Genomic DNA, 16,853 nt, shown 5'->3' with positions numbered 1-16,853 from the left:
AATCCGAGCCCTTCCCGACTGTCATCGCGGCGTACCGGGGATCGGCGGGACGAATGCTCTGCGCTGCGGGCATCCCGGCGGCCTGCGGGGCAGTCGGCACCAGTACGCCGGCAGCCGCCGACGAGCTGTCGGTGAGAACGGTGCGACGGCGAATCAAGCGGTTCTATGATCCGGTGGTTGGGTCGGGCGACGCTGGACGGGGTACGGATGATCAAGGCGGTTTTCTTCGACGTCGGCGGCACGATCCTCGACGAATCCCGGGAGTTCGCGACCTGGGCGGACTGGCTCGGCGTGCCCCGGCACACGCTGTCGGCGGTCCTCGGCGCGGTGATCGCCCGGGGCCAGGACTTCCGGCAGACGTTCGAGATCATCCGGCCCGGATTCGACCTCGAAGCCGAGCGCGAACGCCGGGCTGCGGCCGGACAGACGGAGACGTTCGGCGAAGAGGACCTCTACCCGGACGCACGTGCCTGCCTGAGTGCGCTGAAGGACCAAGGTCTGCTCGTCGGCCTGGCCGGCAACCAGCCCACGTTCGCCGAGACGATCCTGCGCTCGCTCGACCTCCCCGTGGACGTGATCGGCACCTCCGAAGGCTGGGGCGCGACGAAACCGTCAACGGCCTTCTTCGACCACGTCATCCGCGAAGGCGGCGGCGACCCGTCCGCGATCCTCTACGTCGGCGACCGCCCCGACAACGACGTACGCCCAGCGCACGCCCTCGGCTTGAAGACCTGCCTGATCCGGCGCGGACCCTGGGGCCACATCCTCGACCTGCCCGACGTCGCGGAGCAGGCGCTGTTCCGCATCGACTCCCTCGACGAACTCCCCGGCCTGGTCGTTCAGCACAACGCAGCGATCTGATGGGTCCAGATAGGTCAAGCCGCGATCGCAATCCCGAAATGTGTCGCGTAAGGGCCAGATCCGGACACGAGACGGGATGTGGATCATGAATGGAACTCGCCGTCACCCGAGCGCTCGCCGCTATTCGGGCATCTGCGTTTGAGCTGCGCGGACGAAGGGGACGACCAGGGCGGACGAAGGGAGAGCGTCATGCCCGCTGGATCGAGTCCGAAGCGCGAGCGTCAGTACGAGCACATCAAGTCCAGCGCGAAGAAGCGCGGCGTGTCCACCGACCGAGCTGAGGAGATCGCCGCGCGGACGGTCAACAAGGAACGCGCGCGCCACGGCGAGTCGAAGACGGCCAGCAAGCTGTCGTTGACCGACATGTCGTCAGGAGAGCGCGGCGGCAAGCGGTCGCACGGTGGGCCGAAGGGGCGGACGAAGGCCCAGCTGTACAACGAGGCCAAGGACCGCGACATCAAGGGCCGCGCCTCGATGACGAAGGCGCAGCTGGAACGCGCGTTGTCGCGGTAGCGAAGCGACCTTCCGGCGGCTTGACCCGACTGGCTCAACCGGATGCGCCGGCGGCGGCCACGATATCGCCCAGCCGCCCGCCTTCGGCGCTTCGCCAGCGCAGCGTCTCGGCCAGCACATCCAGCCGGTCGGCGACCTCGGTCAGGCTCGACTGCCCGAGCTGCCACCGGTTCGCCCGCCAGACGGTCGAGGCCACCGCCCGGACCAGCATCAGGTCGGGCAAGGCGGCCAGCTCGGCGGGCGTCAGCCGCGTACCCCAGGCTCCGCCCCGGGCGAGTGCGGCTGCCCGGTGCTGCCAGCCTGGTCCGTCCGCCGCTCCGGACAGCGCCAGGGCCACCGTCAGCTCGATCGCCCGGATCCAGTAGCCCGTCAGCTCGAAGTCCAGTATGCCGGTCACCGGCCCGGTGTCCGGATCGACCAGCACGTTGGAGCGCGCCAGGTCGGCATGCACCACCTGGTTCGGCAGCCGCCCGGCGATCTTTGACCAGACGGCCAAGGTCCGGTCGGCGCCGTTACGCAGGACCCGGACCTGGTCGATGTCCAGCCCGGCCGTGACCAGCTCCCGCGCCAAGCTCGACAGGTCGGGGAGTACCTCCAACGGCCCGCCCTGCCACTCGTGCGGCGTGTCCTGCGGGGCGATACCGGCCAGCGCCTCGCTCAAGTCCGCCGCAGCGCGGCCGAACCGCTCCAGGGCGGGCTCCTGACTGAGGTCCGGCGGCACGCCGGGGATCGATTCGCACAGAACAGCCGGGCCGCGGGCGGTGTCGACGACCGTGCCGCCGTCCGGCAGCGCAACCGGGGTGGGGACGGCGAAGGGCAGCCCTGCCTTCGCGAGCTTGGCCAGCAGGCGGTGTTCGGCCCGTACCTGGTCCGCGCTGCGATGCGGGCTGACGCGTAGATACCAGCACCGGCTTCCGCTGACGACCCGGCGCGTGTGGTTGTTCGTGCCGTGCTCGGTCCGGGTCACGGCGGCGTTCGCGGGGACACCCCACCGGGCCAGCAGCTCGCGTACCAGGTCCGGGTCGGTCATGCCGGTGATCATGACTGCGGTGGCCGCCGCTGTACATCGGATTACCCGGACGGGCTAAGCCGGGGCGGGAACTGCCCCGAGCGCCGTGCGGAGCCGGTCGTGCTCAGCCTGCGTACCGATGGCCCGACAGTCTTCAGGGTGGTCCGCGTACCAGTGGATCGCATCGGCCAGGAACACCGGATGGACATCCATCGCGAGCGACAGGAACGGCCGCTCAGCCGTTCCGCTGCCCAGCCGTGACCCGCGCTGGGTGACCAGCTCCGGCCGGGTCACGATCAACAGCAGCCGGAAGTCGGACGGGCGCGGCCGGTCCGGGCCGCCCGGAGCCAGGGCCTCCCACGGGATGTGCCGCCGGAAGACGCGGGCGTTCCAGTAGACGCCCGTCGGGCGCAGTTCGAGGACGGGGCCCGGTCCGACGGCGAGGATCAGCGCGATCAGGATCGCCATGCAGGTCACGAAGGCGATCGCGATGCCTCGCGAGTCCGGCGAACGCCACATCATCCCGCCCAGCGGTCCGGTGATCAGGATGCCGAGGACGCCGTTGAGCCGCAGGTCGGTCCGTGGCGGGATGCGGAACGCTCGGCCGGTCACGATGAAGCCCGCCCTGCGCCGGGACCCGCTCGACCCGAGCATGATCGCTCCGGCGATCGTGGCGGTCAGGCCGGCCAGCACGGCGACCGCGTTGACGGCGAGGAGGACGACGACGAACGTGGTGCGGTCCGGGCCGGCGTCGCTCAGTAGGGCCAGGACCACCCCGCTGGCCAGGGAGAGCAGCAACGCGCCGACGAGCGTCCAGGTGACTGCGCGCGTACGCGAATTCATGTGCATGGTGTATCAGGTCGATGCCAGACTGGGCGGGATGGGCATCGACAGCAGCGAAGACGCGTACGACCCGAACTCGGTCGTCGACAAGTGGACGGCGATCTGGGACGAGTTGGGCGTCTATCAGGCGAGCGACGGCGACGCCGCCCGGTCCTACGTCGTCAGCATGTTCCCGTACCCGTCGGGCGACCTGCACATGGGGCATGCCGAGGTCTACTCGATCAGCGACGCGATCGCCCGCTATCTGCGTATGCGTGGCCAAAACGTGCTCAACGGCATCGGCTGGGACTCGTTCGGGCTGCCCGCCGAGAACGCGGCCCGCAAACGCGGCCTCGATCCCCGCGAGTGGACGTACGCCAACATCGAGACGCAGGCGCGCTCGTTCCGGCGCCTCGGCGTTTCGTTCGACTGGCGTACGCGGCTGCACACGTCGGATCCCGAGTACTACCGGTGGAACCAGTGGCTGTTTCTGCGGCTGTTCGCGGCCGGGCTCGCGTACCGGAAAGCGGCGGCGGTCAACTGGTGCCCGAACGACCAGACCGTACTGGCCAACGAGCAGGTCATCGGCGGTCGATGCGAGCGATGCGGTGCGGTGGTCGTCCAGCGTCCGTTGACGCAGTGGTTCTTCCATACCACCGGGTACGCCCAGCGGATGCTCGACGACATGGCGCAGTTGGCCGGGCACTGGCCGAACGAGATCCTGGCGATGCAACGCAACTGGATCGGTCGCTCCGTTGGTGCGTACCTCTCCTTCGAACTCGACGGCGGTGACGCGGTCCGGGTGTTCACGACGCGCCCGGACACCCTGTTCGGCGCGACCTTCCTGGTCGTGGCGGTGGACGCGGCGCTGGCCGCGGAGTTGGTGAGCGACGGGCAGCGCGCGGCGTTCGAGACCTACCGGGAGCAGGCCGCGACCGCGACGGAGCTGGAGCGGCTGGCGGCGGACCGGCCCAAGACCGGCGTGTTCCTGGGGCGGTACGCGATCCACCCGGCGACCGGCGAGCGCGTGCCGGTGTACGCGGCCGACTACGTCCTGGCGCACTACGGCACGGGCGCGATCATGGCGGTGCCCGCCCACGATCAGCGGGACCTGGACTTCGCGCTGGTCCACGCGTTGCCGGTGCGCCCGGTCATCGACACTGGCGAGCCTGATCCACGGGAGACCGACGTCGCGACCGAGGGGGAGGGGCGGCTGATCGACTCGGGCGAGTTCACCGGCATGCCGTCCACTGAGGCCGGACGGGCGATCGTCGAGCGGATCGGCGCGGAGGAGGCCGTCACGTACCGCTGGCGGGACTGGCTGATCTCCCGGCAACGCTACTGGGGCACGCCGATCCCGATCATCCACTGTGACCGGTGTGGCCTCGTTCCGGTGCCCGACGGCGAGCTGCCGGTCCGGCTACCGGACAGCGGCTACGTACTGCGGCCCACCGACGGCAAGTCCCCCTTGGCCAGCGCGACCGACTGGGTGAACGTGGACTGTCCCCAGTGCGGTGGTTCAGCACAGCGCGACACGGACACGATGGACACCTTCGTGGATTCCTCGTGGTACTTCCTGCGCTACCCGAATCCGACCTACGAGGAGGGCCCGTTCGATCCGGCCGGGCTGGCCCGCTGGCTGCCGGTCGACGAATACATCGGCGGGCGCGAGCATGCGACGGGCCACCTCATGTACGCCCGCTGGCTCACCAAGGCCCTGCACGACCTCGGCCTGCTGCCGTTCACCGAGCCGTTCACCCGGCTGACCAACCAGGGTCAGGTCATCATGAACGGCAAGGCGATGAGCAAGACGCTGGGCAATCTCGTCAATCTCCAGGAGCAGATCGCGAGCTACGGCCCGGACGCCGTCCGCGTCACCATGGTGTTCGCCGGGCCGCCCGAGGACGACATCGACTGGGCGGACGTCTCGCCCGCCGGCGCCGTCAAGTGGCTCTCGCGCGTCTGGCGGCTCTCCGGCTCGCTCCTGCCGTCCACAGGGGAGTCCGATGGCGACCTTCAGCGTGCTGTGCACCGCCTGATCGCGGAGACGACGTCCGCTATGGACGGCCGCCGGTTCAATGTGGCCATTGCCCGGCTCATGGAGCTGACGACGGTGCTGCGCAAGGCTTCGCCGAGCGATCCGGCCACCCGCGAAGGCGTCGAGGCGCTCGCGGCGATGCTGTCCTGCTTCGCGCCGTTCACCGCGGAGGAGATGTGGGAACGGCTCGGTCACGCGCCGTCCGTCTGCCGGCGGCCTTGGCCGGTCGCCGACCCCACGCTCCTGGTCACCGACTCCGCCACCTGCGTGATCCAGATCAACGGCAAGGTCCGCGACAAGCTCACGGTGCCGGCCGACGTCAGCGAGTCACGCCTGCGCGAGCTCGCTCTCTCCACCGAGCGGGTACGCGCAGCGCTCGGCTCGTCCGAGGTGACCCGGGTGGTCGTGCGCCCACCGTCGCTGGTGAACATCGTGGCGGCTTGACGCTTAGTACACCGACCGGTATATGTAATAGGCGTGACGCCGCGAGGGACCGCCCGTAGTTCGCTGATCGCCAGCGCGATCGACCTCATCGCCGTGCGGGGGGTGAACGCCGTCGGCGTGGACGCCATCGCCGACCAAGCCGGCACCACCAAACGCACCCTCTACCTGCACTTCCCCGGCAAGGACGCGCTCGTCGCCGAGGCGTTGACCGTCCGCAGCGCCGGCTGGCACGACCAGCTGACCGCGGCCGTCTCCGCCCGCGCCGCGGACCCGGAGGGCCAGCTGCTCGCCGTGTTCGACCTGCTCAGCGAGTCGGCGTCCACGCCGGACTATCGGGGATGCATGTTCGTCAACGCCGCCGCCGACCTGCCCGACCCCGGCCACCCCGCCCGCCCGATCGCCAGCCTCCACAAGCAACGGCTGCTGGCCTTCATCGCCCTGCGGACCGCTGCGCTGGGCGTACGCGATCCCGACGCGCTCGCCCGGCAGCTGAAGGTCCTCACGGAAGGCGCGGTCGCCACCGCACTGGTCGACCCGGGTCCCCAACCGGCGCTGGACGCACGCGCCGCCGCCGTCGTGCTCATCGCCGCCGCTCGGGAGAACTCCTCCGCTCCCATCACGAAGGGAACTTCATGACCGACGAGACCGGCCGGGGTTCGGCCGCCGCCGCACCCGACACCGTCGTCGCCCTCTTCGCCACCTGGCTCGACGAGCTGGCCGGGGCGGTGCGCCACCGCTTCAAGGACCTGCCCGACGACGCCGTGGCGTACCGGCCCGACCCGGGCGGCAACAGCGTCGGCGTCACCCTCTGGCATTTCACCCGATGGCTCGATCTGCTGACGCACCAGGCGTGGCGCGCCGAACCGGTCAGCGGTGAAGTCTGGCACCGCAACGGCTGGGCCGCCCGGACCGGCTACGACCCGACCGGACTCGGCTTCCAGGGCTACGGCGTGGTCACCGGATTCACCGTCGAGGAGGTCGACGCCGTGCCGTTCCTGACCTCGGCGCAGCTGCTGGCGTACTTCTCCGAGGTGACGGACAGTCTGCGTACGGAGCTGGCCGGGCTGACCACCGAACGGCTGAACGAACCGGCCCCCGGCCTCGGCGGTCAGCGCAGCCGATACAGCTGGCTGGCCCCCGTCATGCAGGGCAGCTTCGGGCACGTCGGCGAGATCGACGCACTTCTCGCCATGCGTACGCGTCGCATGGTCGACTGACGGTAGCCGCGCTATAGAGGTAATGCCGGAGCGAGGAATTAGGCGGGGGCCACGCCTACCCTGGCGTGGCCCCCTGTTACGTGAGCCGGATTCGCACCGGCGTCCGTCGGATTAAGAGTCCGATGCGCTACTGCTGCGCTATCACGTGGACGTCCGGCGCTCGTCGCCACATTTAAAGCTCCAGGTCATTCCTATCGGCTGCCGAGTTGCCGCTACTCCACGAGACCATGAAGAGGTCCCGCCCAGATTCGAACTGGGGTCTGCGATTCCACTGCCTGGCGCTGGTCGATGCGAACTGGCCGAACTGCGCTTGATCTTGGAGCAAGAGTCTGGGTGCCACCGGTCGCCTCTGCCAGTTGGGCTACCGGGACGTGAGTGCCCCGGGCAGGACTCGAACCTGCACTCTCCCGGCCCGCGTCAGCCTGAACTCGAGCCTCAATCTCAACTTGTGCTCACCCGGCCGAAGCCGGGAGTCGGTGCGGACTCATCGGAAGATGTAGTCCAGGATCTTCTTGCCCATCTTGGCGTCCACCACCTCGGCCAGGTTCGCCTGCTCGCGCGCCGTCTTGACCGCCTCGGTCACCGTGGTGACCTGAGCCAGCCAGGTGTCGCGCTGCGACGGCGAGACCGCGCCGGACAGCTTCGTGGTCGACCAGGTGCCCTCGGGGACGTCCTTGGTCACCTTCTCCACGTGGGCGGGGTGCTTGTCGGTCGGCGGGACGACGACGATGAAGTCCTCGGACTTGCGCGACCGCATCGTCTTCACCGTGGCCGACCGGAACACCTGGTTGTCGCCGTCCCAGGTCCAGTCGTCGGCGACGTCGGTGACCGGCAGCTTCGAGATGAACGTCCGCAGGTTCGTCAGCTGCTTCTCCAGCCACAGCAGCGTCGTCACCGGCACGTCGGCGGCCAGGACGGTGTCGCCCACCTTCACGTCGGCCTTCGCGACCGCGTTCGCCGTGTCCTTGGTCAGCGTCAGGTCGATCAGCCGCTCCACCGCGGCCTCGATCTCCGACACGAGCGACGGCACCTTCGCGGTGACCTTCTTCGACTCCGACGGCAGGACGTAACCGTCCTCCTCGAGCGGCTCGTAGGTCCGGATGAGACCGGCGAACAGGTCCGGCTTCTGCGCCTCGTGGTACGCCTTCGTCAAAGTCGTCTCGGCGGTCGCCTTGACGCCCTTCTCCAGCGCGATGATCTGGTTGAGCTTGGTCATCGTGATCCTCCCCGGCCCGGCCTCGATCACCGGACGACTGACGGTAGACCGGATCATCCGCCACGGCAACGGGTTTGGCGCTCAGTCTCGGCGCGGGGCCGCCGTCCACCCGGTCAACCCGAGGACCTCCGTGGCGATCTCCGCGACGGTCCGGCCGTCCGTCGACATTCGCACGACCGTCGCCGGAACCGTCTCGTCCAGCCGTCGGGCCATCAGGTCGCTGCGCTCCACGTGGTACGCGAGTCCACTGCCGATCTCCCGGCGGGCCAGGCGCTCCCGCGCGGCCGAGTCGCCGGCCGTCAGCAGTACGGCGATCACCTTTGGATCGTCCCCCATCGCAGCGGTCAACTCGGCGATGTACTGCACGCTGACGGTGTTGGTGTAGACCAGCCGGCGATAGCCGAGCGCCCGATAGTTGTGCCACATCGCCGCGAGGTTGCGCTCCGCCAGCTGGTGCTCCCACGGCGCCGGGTACGCCAGATCGAGGTTGTCGCCCTCGATGACGCAATGGCGAACCCGCAGCCCGGAGAGCTGAGCGTGGATCTCGTTCGCGACCGTCGTCTTGCCCACCCCGGCCCGGCCGCCGATCAGCAGCACCTCGGATCGCCCGGTCATCGGCGGCTCACTTGGCCAGCGCGGGCACGATCAACTCCGCCATGCGGACCAGGGTCGCCTCGTCGGCGTACCCGTCGTTCTGGAAGACCGCGATGCTCGCGTACGCGCTGGGATCGCTGGGGTCCCACGCGATCGTGAGCCGGGCGGTGGGCGCGATCAGGTGCTCCTGTTCGTAGATCGCGGGACGCCCGAGCACCGTGAGCTTGTGCCCGCCGGTGGCCGCCTCGGTCATCGCGGCGACGTCGACGCCGCGCCCGACGTCGAGCCGGACGGCCCGCGTGGGCAGCTTGATGTTGCAGCTGAGATAGGACATGCCGTCCGGGTCGTACGACGTGCCCTGCCCGTGCACCTCGGGCGGGGTCTCCACGAGCACCAGCACCTCGGGTCGGTTGATCAGCGGGCAGACCTCGTGGAACGCGCGCTTGTGCCCGGCCTCCGACGGCTCGGCGAACGTCGGCGCGACGTACGGCCGCGGACCCTGCTCCCGCGGCCAGTTGGCGTAGAGGGCGTAGGCGAGCAGGCCGGACATGCCCACCACGCCGAGCCACCCCAGAAACTTCTGTCCCCGCATGGCCGGAGATCATAAGGCACCCACGAGCGCCGTGAAGTGCCCCTCAGGGCCTCGGCCGGCGCATCCGGCGGACCAGGCCGAAGACCAGGCCCAGGCCGCTCGTGGCGAGGACGCCGACGGCGACCACGGTCGAGGTCTTCCATCCGTGCCCGGCCGCAGGCGCGTCGATCGCGGCCGCGAGGCCGGCCGAGGACCCAGACGCCTTCGGCGCCGGCGTCGCGGGTGCTTCGCCCGGGTTCACGAGGTGGCCGACGGACGCCCCGGCCGGCAGCCCGAACGCCCAGTCGAGCAGGGCGGCGCCCTGTTGCCAGCCTGCCTGCGGCCAAGACTCCGCCCCCAGCAACGTGACGACGAGCCGCCGCCCGCCGCGCTGGGCGGCGCCGACATAGGTGTGCCGAGCAAGGTCGGTGAAGCCGGTCTTGCCGCCCAGCGCACCGGGATAGTCGTAGAGGAGCTGGTTCTGGTTCTGGATCTCGAAACGCTTGCGCTTCGGCGGCTGAGCGGGCATGAACGCGCTCCGCGTGGCCGCGTACCGGCGGAACGCCTCGTCGGCGAAACACGCCCGGGCGATGAGCGCGAGGTCGTACGCGCTGGTGAACTGGCCCGCGCCGTCGTATCCGGAGGGCGTGACCGCGTGGGTCTGATAGGCGCCGAGCCAGGCCGCCTCCCCGTTCATCGCCCGTACGCCGTCGGCGACGCTGCCGCCGCCCAACCGGGCGAGCACGTTGGCGGCGTCGTTGCCGGACTGCAACAGCAGACCGAGCCACAGCGTCTCGATCCGATAGCGCCCGCCGGGGACGAGCCCGACCATCGAACTGTCGGCCGGGATGTCGAGGTCGCCCGGCGTCACGGTGACGACCCGATGCGGATCGAGTTTGGCCAGGTAGGTAGCGGCCAGCAAGAGCTTCTGGACACTCGCGGGAGGGGAGTACTCGTGTGGGCCGCAGCCCGCCAGAACCTCGCCCGTGGACAAGTCGGCGACGAGCCAGGACGTGGCGGTGATCGCCGGTGGGCGCGCGACGCCGGCCGGCAGGACGAGTCCGACCGTGTCGAGGCGGCTTCCGCCGATGGCCCGCTGATAGTGATCGGCATGCGGCGGTGACGGCTTCGGCGGGTGCGGCACCGTAGCCCCGGTCATCCTTGGGCACGGGGTGACGGTGGCCCGGGCTTCTCCGGCTGCTCCGACGGCCCCGGCGGCTTCGGCTTCTCCGACGGCCCCGGCGGCTTCGGCTTTTCCGACGGCCCCGGCGGGTGTGGTGACAGCGGCGGCCGCGGTTCCGGTGGCCACGGATATGGCAAGGAGCGGCGTCGCCAGGGCGGCGGTCACCACCGCCAGGGCAGCTCGTCGTCCTCGGTTCGTCCGCGTACTGGTCATCGGCTGCACAATATCGACATACTGCCCGATAGCGGGTCGATATCCCCAGATCTCGTCAGGCCCGCTTGGTCAGCCCGACGACACCCGGTCCAGCCAGCGCGCGACGGCGTCGAGATCCGCGCGGGTCAGCCCCACCGTCGATACCACCTTGTACGCGAGTGCGGGTCGCGTATGCCGAGCCTCGATCCATTCGCGATCGACGTCGGTGAGCTCGTCGTCGAGCCAGGCGAACGGACGATCCCCGGCCCAGGCGACCAGCGCCCGCGTCTTCCAATGCAGGCGCGACCCGGGATCGTCGTCCTCGAGGAAGTCCACCACCGGAAGCGGCGGCAGCCCGAGCCGAGGGGCCAGGAGATCGTTCGCGTCCGCCATCCACGTCGTCGCCCAGACCAGGTCGGCGTCGAGCCCGAGCAGGAGCGGCCCAAGACTCCGATCGAGCCGATGCAGCAGTGGATGGTCGTCCTCGGCCGGGTCGAGGATCGGCGCGGCCGGGCGCGTACCGCCGAAGGGGAGCAGCACCCCGTCGACGTCGAGAAACACCAGCGGTCGAACGCTGCTTGCCACAGCTGAATCGTAACGCCAGGTGCCCCGTGGTTCCCTGGCCGACCTGGGGTGATCAAGGACTGATACCGTCGGCGGCGCCCACTCTTCTCGACATCCACAAGGGACGGACATGCAGCCTGCGCCCACGCCGCCACCGCTCCAGCCGCAGCCGCCGGTCAAGACCGGGTTCCAGCTGAAGTGGTACTACTTCGTGATCGCGGGCGTGATCGCGCTGTGCCTGCTGTGCTCCTGCGGCGGCGCCGTCTACTGGGAGTTCGGGCGGGACAGCGGCGACGCCGCCGCCTGCGAACTGGCACTGAACGGTGACGGCCGGGGTGCGGCGACCTCCGGCGACGCCGCTTCGTTCCGCCGCCTGGCGTCGGACACGCGCGACGCCGCCGACAAGGCCGACAGCTCCGACCTACGGGCGGCCCTGCTCGCCGCGGCTGCGGCGGAGGAGCGCTTCGCGGACGCGGCCGACGCGTACGACTCGAAGTCGGGCGCCGCCGCGTTGGCCGCGTTGCAGGCTCGGGTGGCGGCCCTCCAAGACAGCAGCCAAGCGCTGCAACGGGTGATGACGCTCTGCGAACAGGCCGGATGGGAGTCTTGAGATGGGTGAGCTGATTCTGGTCCGGCACGGCGAGACCGAGTGGAGCCGCACCGGCCAGTACGCCGGACGCACCGACATCCCGATGACGGAAGCAGGCCGGGCCGCCGTAGGCCGGCTCGCCCCGGTCTTCGCCGCACGCCCGGTGACAGCGGCGTACGCCAGCCCAGCGGATCGGGCCGTGCAGAGCGCGGCGCTGATCGGGCTGCCAGGGGTGCGTACCGATGAGGACTTGTGGGAGTGGGACTACGGCGGCTACGAAGGACTGACCGAACAGCAGATCGAGGCGACGCGGCCGGGCTGGGACCTCTGGCGCGACGGCGTGATCCCCGGCGATTCCGCCCATCCCGGTGAGTCGGTTGAGCAGGTCGGGGCGCGAATCGACGCCGTTCTCGGTCGCGTGGAGCCGTTGCTGGCGGGCGGCGACGTCGTACTCGTCCTGCACGGTCACCTGCAACGCGTCCTCGCCGCCCGCTGGCTCGGCCTGCCGCCTGAAGCAGGACGGCTTTTCGCGCACCCGCACACCGCGACGATCAGCATCCTCACCAGCGAACACGACCGGCCGGTGCTCGGCTGCTGGAACGTCCGCGCCGATTCTGTCGTAGGTGGACAGTAATCTCGTTCTCGGTATGAGCCGGATCGGCAGACTCGAACCTCGGGGGCGCCGGCTTGGGCGGCGGGGCGTGGAGTCCGACACGCATGACGGGCGATAACCAGATCCGTCACGTAACCCGCCGCCCTCCACCTCCTTTTGCCAGGGTCGTCTACCCTCGCCGCGGGTGATCGTCGCTAAACAGGAGGTGGCTGAGCCGATGCAACCGAGGGAGGAAGCCACCCCGGCCGGCGCCATCGGCGGCGGGATCATCTTCATACTCATCGGCTTGTTCGTGATCTGGGTGTCGTTCGTCCTCGATCCGCGCCAACCTCATGTACGGCAGCTTCGGTTCTGGGCTGAGCACCCGAAGTTGCACCGGGCGTTCGGGATCTTCTTCATCCTCGTCGGCGTGGCAGTCGCGATCACCGGACTCGGCCGCCAGCTGACGTCATGACGCTCACCCGGGCAACCGTCGTTGCCTCACTAGGAAACGCGACCGGCCGGTGCTCGGCTGCTGGAACGTCCGCGCCGATTCTGTCGTAGGTGGACAGTAATCTCGTTCTCGGTATGAGCCGGATCGGCAGACTCGAACCTCGGGGGCGCCGGCTTGGGCGGCGGGGCGTGGAGTCCGACGCCATGTTCGAACTTTTGTGCTAATCTTCCTGCTGTTCTGAGCGGGCCGGACGGATGACCCCATCGTGGGCACGCGGCCAAAGGGCGGCGGGAAAGACCCGGCTTGGGAAGATCAAGTTGGCCACGACCCCGCCGCCCTCCACTTCTTCGTCGCTGATGCTGCGCTGATTCGCGCGCTCGGTCGGGCGGCGAACGTCGATGGCGCACGCGTCGAAGGATGATCCACATCCCGTCGTGTGTCGCATCCGCCCCCGATTCCGACACGAAACGGGATGTGGATCATGCGTCCGCTGGACGCCACCCGGCTAACGGGGGAGAGCGGCCCCGCCGGACGCCGCCCGGCCAACGGGGAAGCGCTGCCCCGCCGGACGCCGCCAACGGGGCAAACCAGCCAACGCGTAAACCGGTGGCAGGGTGCTGCAAGATGATCGGCATGGAGTTCTTCTGCTACCACCGCGACCGGCCTGGTTCGCTGCCATTGCGGGATGCGCTGATCGAGCCGCATTGGGCGTACATGGACGGGTTCGAGGCGGAGCTGATCGCGCGCGGCCCGGTGTTCTCGGTGGACGGCGAGACGCTGTTGGGCAGCGTTCACGTCGTCGAGCTGCCGGATGCGGCGGCCGCTCGGCGATTCGCTTTCGAGGAGCCGAATTACCAGGCGGGGGCGTACCGGGATGTGCTGCTGCGGCGGTGGCGCAATCTGCTCGGGCGGACGATGTGGGAGTTCCCGGGGCTGCGGGAGGAGACCAACCGCTACCTCGTGCTGGGGCTCGGCGAGGGCGAGCCGGCGGACACCGAGGTCCCCGATCGTGATGGGCTGATCGCGTACGGGCCGCTGTTGTCGGACGACGGGACGGCTTGGCTGGGGACGGCGGCGTTGCTGCGTGCGCCGGACGAGCAGACGGCGCGCGACATCCTCACCGCCGACCGGTACGCCGACATCGAGGTGTACGGCTGGGAGCCCGGCGGCCGACGGTAAGCGCGTAACACGGACGTAATGCGTTCGTCCTACGGTGACCGGCATGTACGTGGAGCAGCGAGAACTCGGCGATACGGAGTTGGACGCCCTGCTCGGTGCGGCCTTCGCCGAACTCGTCACCCGATACGGGGCCGAAGGCCGCTCGCAGGTCCAGCCGGGCGCGACGTATCTCGTCGCCGTCGTCGAGGGGCAGGCGGTCGGCTGCGGGGCGCTGCAGGCGGCGACCGAGGACTCCGGCGAGGTCAAGCGGATGTACGTGAGTCCGGCGTACCGGGGTCGCGGGCTGGCCCGGGCGCTGCTGAAGGCATTGGAGCAGACCGGGCGGGACCGCGGCTACCGGTCGATCCGGCTCACCACCGGCAACCGGCAGCCCGAGGCGATCGCTCTCTACGAGAGCAGCGGGTACGCCGAGACTCCGCGGTACGGCAAGTACGTCGACCAGCTCTGGACCCACTGTTACTCGAAGACTCTCACGTAGGAGCGTAGGAGTCTTCGTGAATCGCGCTCACGCCGCGACCATGAAACGGGTGAGCGACATCCCCAAATTGCGCAGCGCGTGGTGGGAGGTCGGCCTCCAGGCGAGCGTCGACGCCGGTATCGCGGGGGTCGCCAAAGCCTTGCCGCGCTTGATCGCGACCGCGTTCCGGCGCGCGATGGCGGCCGACCGCGCGGGCACCATCGCCACGATCGGCATCACGGTCACCGCCGGGGTCATGGCGACGCTGGGCCTGCTGACCACCCAACGGGTCCTCATCGCCGTGCTCTCCCAAGGGCCGACGGTCGAACGCGTCGAGGCCGCCGTGCCCGCGCTGCTCACGCTGGTCGTCCTCACCGCCGTCCGGGGCGCGCTCGGCATCGCCTCCGGGTGGACTCAAACGCGCCTCGAACCCCGGTTGCGTCAGCAGGCCGAGCGCTCCCTCTTCGAGGCGACGACTGCGGTGCCCCTCTCGGCGTACGACAGTGAAGGCTTCACCGACGAGCTGGAACGTGGCAGCGGGCGGGGAGTGGACGCGGTCTGGAACGTGGTCCGGCACGCGATCAACCTGATGGCGGGCGTGATCGGGGTGATCGCCGCGGGCGCCGCCCTGGCGATCCTGCATCCGCTGCTGCCGGCCGCCCTGCTGGCCGCGAGCGTCCCGGAGGCGTGGTCGGCGCTGCGCGCGGGCGGTCAGCGCTACCGCGAGTACCTGCTCGGCTCGATCCGGCGGCGTCGAGTGTGGATACTCACGGAACTGATGGCACGGCGCGGTTCCGCCGCCGAACTGCGCGCCTATCACCTGCGTGACTTCCTGTTGCGACAGTACGACGTGGTCATGGACGCCGAGACCGCTGCGCAGCTGCGGCTCGCCCGGGCGGTCACCGCCACGACCACCACCGGCGCGATCATCACCGGCGTCTGCAACGCCGGGGTCTACGGGCTGCTCGCGGGGCTCCTGGTCACCGGGCATCTCCCGCTCGCGGCCGCGGCCACCGCCGTGGTCGCCCTCCAGTCGGCGCGCAACAGCCTCCACGTCGCCACCATCTACATCAACGAGTTGTACGCGGACGGTCGCCACCTGCGTGACTTGGAGGAGTTCCTGACGCGAGCGCGGCGGCTGACCCCCAGCGGCCCGGCGGAACCGCTGATGCCGCCACCGTTCCGCACGCTCAGGCTGGATGCTGTGACCTTGACCTATGCCGATCGCGACCGACCGGCGGTCGACGGGGTGAGCCTGACTATCCAGGCCGGACAGACGGTGGCGTTCGTGGGCGAGAACGGCTCGGGGAAGACCACCCTCGCCGCAGTCCTCATGGGACTGCGCACCCCGGACAGAGGAACGGTCTGGTGGGACGAGCACCGGCTGCCGGATCTCGACGCGGGCGCGGTCCGGGCCGCGTTCAGCGCGGTGACGCAGGACCATTGGCAGTGGCCGTTCACCGCCGAGACCAACATCCGGCTGGGCGACCTGTCCGTCGACGGCGGACGCGATCCGGTCGAGGCGGCCGCGCGGGCCGCCGTGGCCCACGAGATGATCCTCGACCTGCCCCACGGGTACGCGACCCTGCTCGACCGCAGCTTCGAAGGCGGCCAGGATCTGTCCGGCGGCCAGTGGCAGCGGCTCGCCGCCGCCCGCGGCTTCTTCCGAGACGCCGATCTGCTGATCATGGACGAGCCGTCGTCGGCGCTGGACGCCCGCGCCGAGGCCGCTCTGTTCGCCTCGGTACGCGCCCGCCACGGCGCGAAGACCACCGTGCTGATCACGCACCGGCTCGCCAACGTACGCCACGCCGACGTGATCTTCGTGCTTCATGAGGGCCGCCTGGTCGATCAGGGTACGCACGCCGAGCTGATCGCCGGGGGCGGGCTCTACAAGACCTGGTACGACCTGCAGAAGATCGGCTACACCGACGCCTGAGCGGTGTCGCGACGCGGAAGCGGCTCGCCGAGCTGATCCTCGACCCGCCGCCGGAGCAGCTCGTATTCGTCGTTGCGCCGCTTCAACGGGCCGGATGGCCGCTGGACGACCCGGGCGCCGGAGACGACTTCGCCCGCCTGAAACTGCTCGCGGGTCAGGTCGATCTCCATCCCGCTGCCCAGGCGGTTCCACCAGTGGTACCCCTGCGGCGCCCCGCCGGCGGTGTGCACGTCGCCCAGGACCAGGTCGCCGCCGAAGAGGTCGTGCAGGATCAAGGCGGTCACATCGCAGTGGCCGAGGGACGGATTGGCGTCGTCCCAGCCCGACCGCTCCAGGTCGTCGGGGGAGCACGTGTCGGCGGCCCAGCTGGCGCGCAGCGCGTTCTCGACAGCGGTCAAGGTCATCGGGGGCATGCCAGT

At 69.9% G+C, this 16,853-nt stretch carries 19 protein-coding genes and 1 tRNA gene; 11 read left to right on the top strand and 9 right to left on the bottom strand.

Annotation, left to right across the window (positions count from 1 at the left end):
- The first annotated feature begins 207 nt into the window (after positions 1-207).
- Complete coding sequence (locus HDA40_RS03015; protein WP_253751279.1) at positions 208-861, top strand: HAD family hydrolase; 654 nt, start codon at positions 208-210, stop codon at positions 859-861.
- A gap of 189 nt (positions 862-1,050) precedes the next feature.
- Complete coding sequence (locus HDA40_RS03010) at positions 1,051-1,374, top strand: plasmid stabilization protein (RefSeq protein WP_253751276.1); 324 nt, start codon at positions 1,051-1,053, stop codon at positions 1,372-1,374.
- Positions 1,375-1,408: 34 nt separating this feature from the next.
- Here HDA40_RS03010 and HDA40_RS03005 read toward each other — a convergent pair whose 3' ends face one another.
- Both HDA40_RS03005 and HDA40_RS03000 read right to left on the bottom strand, forming a co-directional pair.
- The gene (locus tag HDA40_RS03005; RefSeq protein WP_253751274.1) at positions 1,409-2,404 is read right to left on the bottom strand and encodes a phosphotransferase enzyme family protein; all 996 of its coding nucleotides are present in this window, start codon (positions 2,402-2,404) and stop codon (positions 1,409-1,411) included.
- A gap of 54 nt (positions 2,405-2,458) precedes the next feature.
- Positions 2,459-3,226 carry a hypothetical protein gene (locus tag HDA40_RS03000; protein WP_253751270.1) on the bottom strand — a complete coding sequence of 256 codons (768 nt, stop codon included), beginning with the start codon at positions 3,224-3,226 and terminating at the stop codon, positions 2,459-2,461.
- Between the two features lie 37 nt (positions 3,227-3,263).
- Here HDA40_RS03000 and leuS point away from each other — a divergent pair, with 37 nt between their 5' ends.
- The 3 genes from leuS to HDA40_RS02985 are packed head-to-tail and all read left to right on the top strand — an operon-like array spanning position 3,264 to position 6,904.
- Complete coding sequence (leuS, locus tag HDA40_RS02995) at positions 3,264-5,687, top strand: leucine--tRNA ligase (protein ID WP_253751267.1); 2,424 nt, start codon at positions 3,264-3,266, stop codon at positions 5,685-5,687.
- 33 nt (positions 5,688-5,720) lie between these two features.
- Positions 5,721-6,323 carry a TetR/AcrR family transcriptional regulator gene (locus HDA40_RS02990; protein ID WP_253751264.1) on the top strand — a complete coding sequence of 201 codons (603 nt, stop codon included), beginning with the start codon at positions 5,721-5,723 and terminating at the stop codon, positions 6,321-6,323.
- A complete protein-coding gene (locus HDA40_RS02985) occupies positions 6,320-6,904 on the top strand; it encodes a DinB family protein (RefSeq protein WP_253751261.1) in 585 nt (194 codons plus the stop codon). Before HDA40_RS02990 ends, HDA40_RS02985 begins: the two co-directional genes overlap by 4 nt.
- Before the next feature lie 76 nt (positions 6,905-6,980).
- Here HDA40_RS02985 and HDA40_RS02980 read toward each other — a convergent pair.
- The 6 genes from HDA40_RS02980 to HDA40_RS02955 form a co-directional block, all read right to left on the bottom strand.
- Positions 6,981-7,052: transfer RNA gene (locus HDA40_RS02980), tRNA-Lys, on the bottom strand.
- A 336-nt stretch (positions 7,053-7,388) separates the two neighbouring features.
- The gene (locus tag HDA40_RS02975; RefSeq protein ID WP_253751259.1) at positions 7,389-8,120 is read right to left on the bottom strand and encodes a DUF7873 family protein; all 732 of its coding nucleotides are present in this window, start codon (positions 8,118-8,120) and stop codon (positions 7,389-7,391) included.
- An 81-nt stretch (positions 8,121-8,201) separates the two neighbouring features.
- Entirely contained in the window at positions 8,202-8,735 is a 534-nt protein-coding gene (locus tag HDA40_RS02970; protein ID WP_253751256.1) for an ATP-binding protein, read from the bottom strand.
- A 7-nt stretch (positions 8,736-8,742) separates the two neighbouring features.
- Positions 8,743-9,306: a hypothetical protein gene (locus HDA40_RS02965; RefSeq protein ID WP_253751253.1), complete on the bottom strand. Its 564-nt coding sequence runs from the start codon at positions 9,304-9,306 to the stop codon at positions 8,743-8,745.
- 43 nt (positions 9,307-9,349) lie between these two features.
- A complete protein-coding gene (locus HDA40_RS02960) occupies positions 9,350-10,681 on the bottom strand; it encodes a D-alanyl-D-alanine carboxypeptidase family protein (protein WP_253751250.1) in 1,332 nt (443 codons plus the stop codon).
- 69 nt (positions 10,682-10,750) lie between these two features.
- Positions 10,751-11,245 carry an HAD domain-containing protein gene (locus tag HDA40_RS02955; protein ID WP_253751247.1) on the bottom strand — a complete coding sequence of 165 codons (495 nt, stop codon included), beginning with the start codon at positions 11,243-11,245 and terminating at the stop codon, positions 10,751-10,753.
- Between the two features lie 109 nt (positions 11,246-11,354).
- Between HDA40_RS02955 and HDA40_RS02950 the strand changes: the two genes are divergently transcribed.
- The 6 genes from HDA40_RS02950 to HDA40_RS02925 all read left to right on the top strand — a co-directional run bounded on the left by HDA40_RS02950 (position 11,355) and on the right by HDA40_RS02925 (position 16,434).
- A complete protein-coding gene (locus HDA40_RS02950) occupies positions 11,355-11,834 on the top strand; it encodes a hypothetical protein (protein ID WP_253751244.1) in 480 nt (159 codons plus the stop codon).
- 1 nt (position 11,835) lies between these two features.
- Positions 11,836-12,447, top strand: a complete 612-nt coding sequence (locus HDA40_RS02945) for a histidine phosphatase family protein (RefSeq protein ID WP_253751241.1) — start codon at positions 11,836-11,838, stop codon at positions 12,445-12,447.
- Positions 12,448-12,610: 163 nt separating this feature from the next.
- Complete coding sequence (locus HDA40_RS02940) at positions 12,611-12,880, top strand: hypothetical protein (protein WP_253751238.1); 270 nt, start codon at positions 12,611-12,613, stop codon at positions 12,878-12,880.
- Positions 12,881-13,483: 603 nt separating this feature from the next.
- Positions 13,484-14,038 (top strand): YciI family protein, encoded by a 555-nt coding sequence (locus tag HDA40_RS02935; RefSeq protein WP_253751235.1) that lies wholly within the window; start codon positions 13,484-13,486, stop codon positions 14,036-14,038.
- A 43-nt stretch (positions 14,039-14,081) separates the two neighbouring features.
- Positions 14,082-14,516 carry a GNAT family N-acetyltransferase gene (locus HDA40_RS02930; RefSeq protein WP_253751232.1) on the top strand — a complete coding sequence of 145 codons (435 nt, stop codon included), beginning with the start codon at positions 14,082-14,084 and terminating at the stop codon, positions 14,514-14,516.
- 16 nt (positions 14,517-14,532) lie between these two features.
- On the top strand, positions 14,533-16,434 hold the full coding sequence (locus HDA40_RS02925) for an ABC transporter ATP-binding protein (RefSeq protein ID WP_253751230.1): 1,902 nt from the start codon (positions 14,533-14,535) through the stop codon (positions 16,432-16,434).
- Here the strand turns inward: HDA40_RS02925 and HDA40_RS02920 are convergent.
- Positions 16,419-16,838, bottom strand: coding sequence for a YunG family protein (locus tag HDA40_RS02920; protein WP_253751227.1), 420 nt, complete (start codon positions 16,836-16,838; stop codon positions 16,419-16,421). The genes HDA40_RS02925 and HDA40_RS02920 overlap by 16 nt on opposite strands.
- Positions 16,839-16,853 lie beyond the last annotated feature (15 nt).

Origin of the sequence: Hamadaea flava, assembly GCF_024172085.1 — a bacterium.
Lineage (GTDB): Bacteria > Actinomycetota > Actinomycetes > Mycobacteriales > Micromonosporaceae > Hamadaea > Hamadaea flava.
The sequence above is the reverse complement of the archived record's forward strand: the minus strand, read 5'-3'. Positions and strand labels throughout refer to the sequence as shown.

What these genes read in the sequence shown, in the direction of transcription:
- HDA40_RS03015 (WP_253751279.1), top strand. Translation starts at nt 208, where the DNA reads ATGATCAAGGCGGTTTTCTTCGACGTCGGCGGCACGATCCTCGACGAA.
- HDA40_RS03010 (WP_253751276.1), top strand. Translation starts at nt 1,051, where the DNA reads ATGCCCGCTGGATCGAGTCCGAAGCGCGAGCGTCAGTACGAGCACATC.
- HDA40_RS03005 (WP_253751274.1), bottom strand. Translation starts at nt 2,404, where the DNA reads ATGACCGACCCGGACCTGGTACGCGAGCTGCTGGCCCGGTGGGGTGTC.
- HDA40_RS03000 (WP_253751270.1), bottom strand. Translation starts at nt 3,226, where the DNA reads ATGAATTCGCGTACGCGCGCAGTCACCTGGACGCTCGTCGGCGCGTTG.
- leuS (WP_253751267.1), top strand. Translation starts at nt 3,264, where the DNA reads ATGGGCATCGACAGCAGCGAAGACGCGTACGACCCGAACTCGGTCGTC.
- HDA40_RS02985 (WP_253751261.1), top strand. Translation starts at nt 6,320, where the DNA reads ATGACCGACGAGACCGGCCGGGGTTCGGCCGCCGCCGCACCCGACACC.
- HDA40_RS02975 (WP_253751259.1), bottom strand. Translation starts at nt 8,120, where the DNA reads ATGACCAAGCTCAACCAGATCATCGCGCTGGAGAAGGGCGTCAAGGCG.
- HDA40_RS02970 (WP_253751256.1), bottom strand. Translation starts at nt 8,735, where the DNA reads ATGACCGGGCGATCCGAGGTGCTGCTGATCGGCGGCCGGGCCGGGGTG.
- HDA40_RS02965 (WP_253751253.1), bottom strand. Translation starts at nt 9,306, where the DNA reads ATGCGGGGACAGAAGTTTCTGGGGTGGCTCGGCGTGGTGGGCATGTCC.
- HDA40_RS02960 (WP_253751250.1), bottom strand. Translation starts at nt 10,681, where the DNA reads ATGACCAGTACGCGGACGAACCGAGGACGACGAGCTGCCCTGGCGGTG.
- HDA40_RS02950 (WP_253751244.1), top strand. Translation starts at nt 11,355, where the DNA reads ATGCAGCCTGCGCCCACGCCGCCACCGCTCCAGCCGCAGCCGCCGGTC.
- HDA40_RS02945 (WP_253751241.1), top strand. Translation starts at nt 11,836, where the DNA reads ATGGGTGAGCTGATTCTGGTCCGGCACGGCGAGACCGAGTGGAGCCGC.
- HDA40_RS02935 (WP_253751235.1), top strand. Translation starts at nt 13,484, where the DNA reads ATGATCGGCATGGAGTTCTTCTGCTACCACCGCGACCGGCCTGGTTCG.
- HDA40_RS02930 (WP_253751232.1), top strand. Translation starts at nt 14,082, where the DNA reads ATGTACGTGGAGCAGCGAGAACTCGGCGATACGGAGTTGGACGCCCTG.
- HDA40_RS02920 (WP_253751227.1), bottom strand. Translation starts at nt 16,838, where the DNA reads ATGACCTTGACCGCTGTCGAGAACGCGCTGCGCGCCAGCTGGGCCGCC.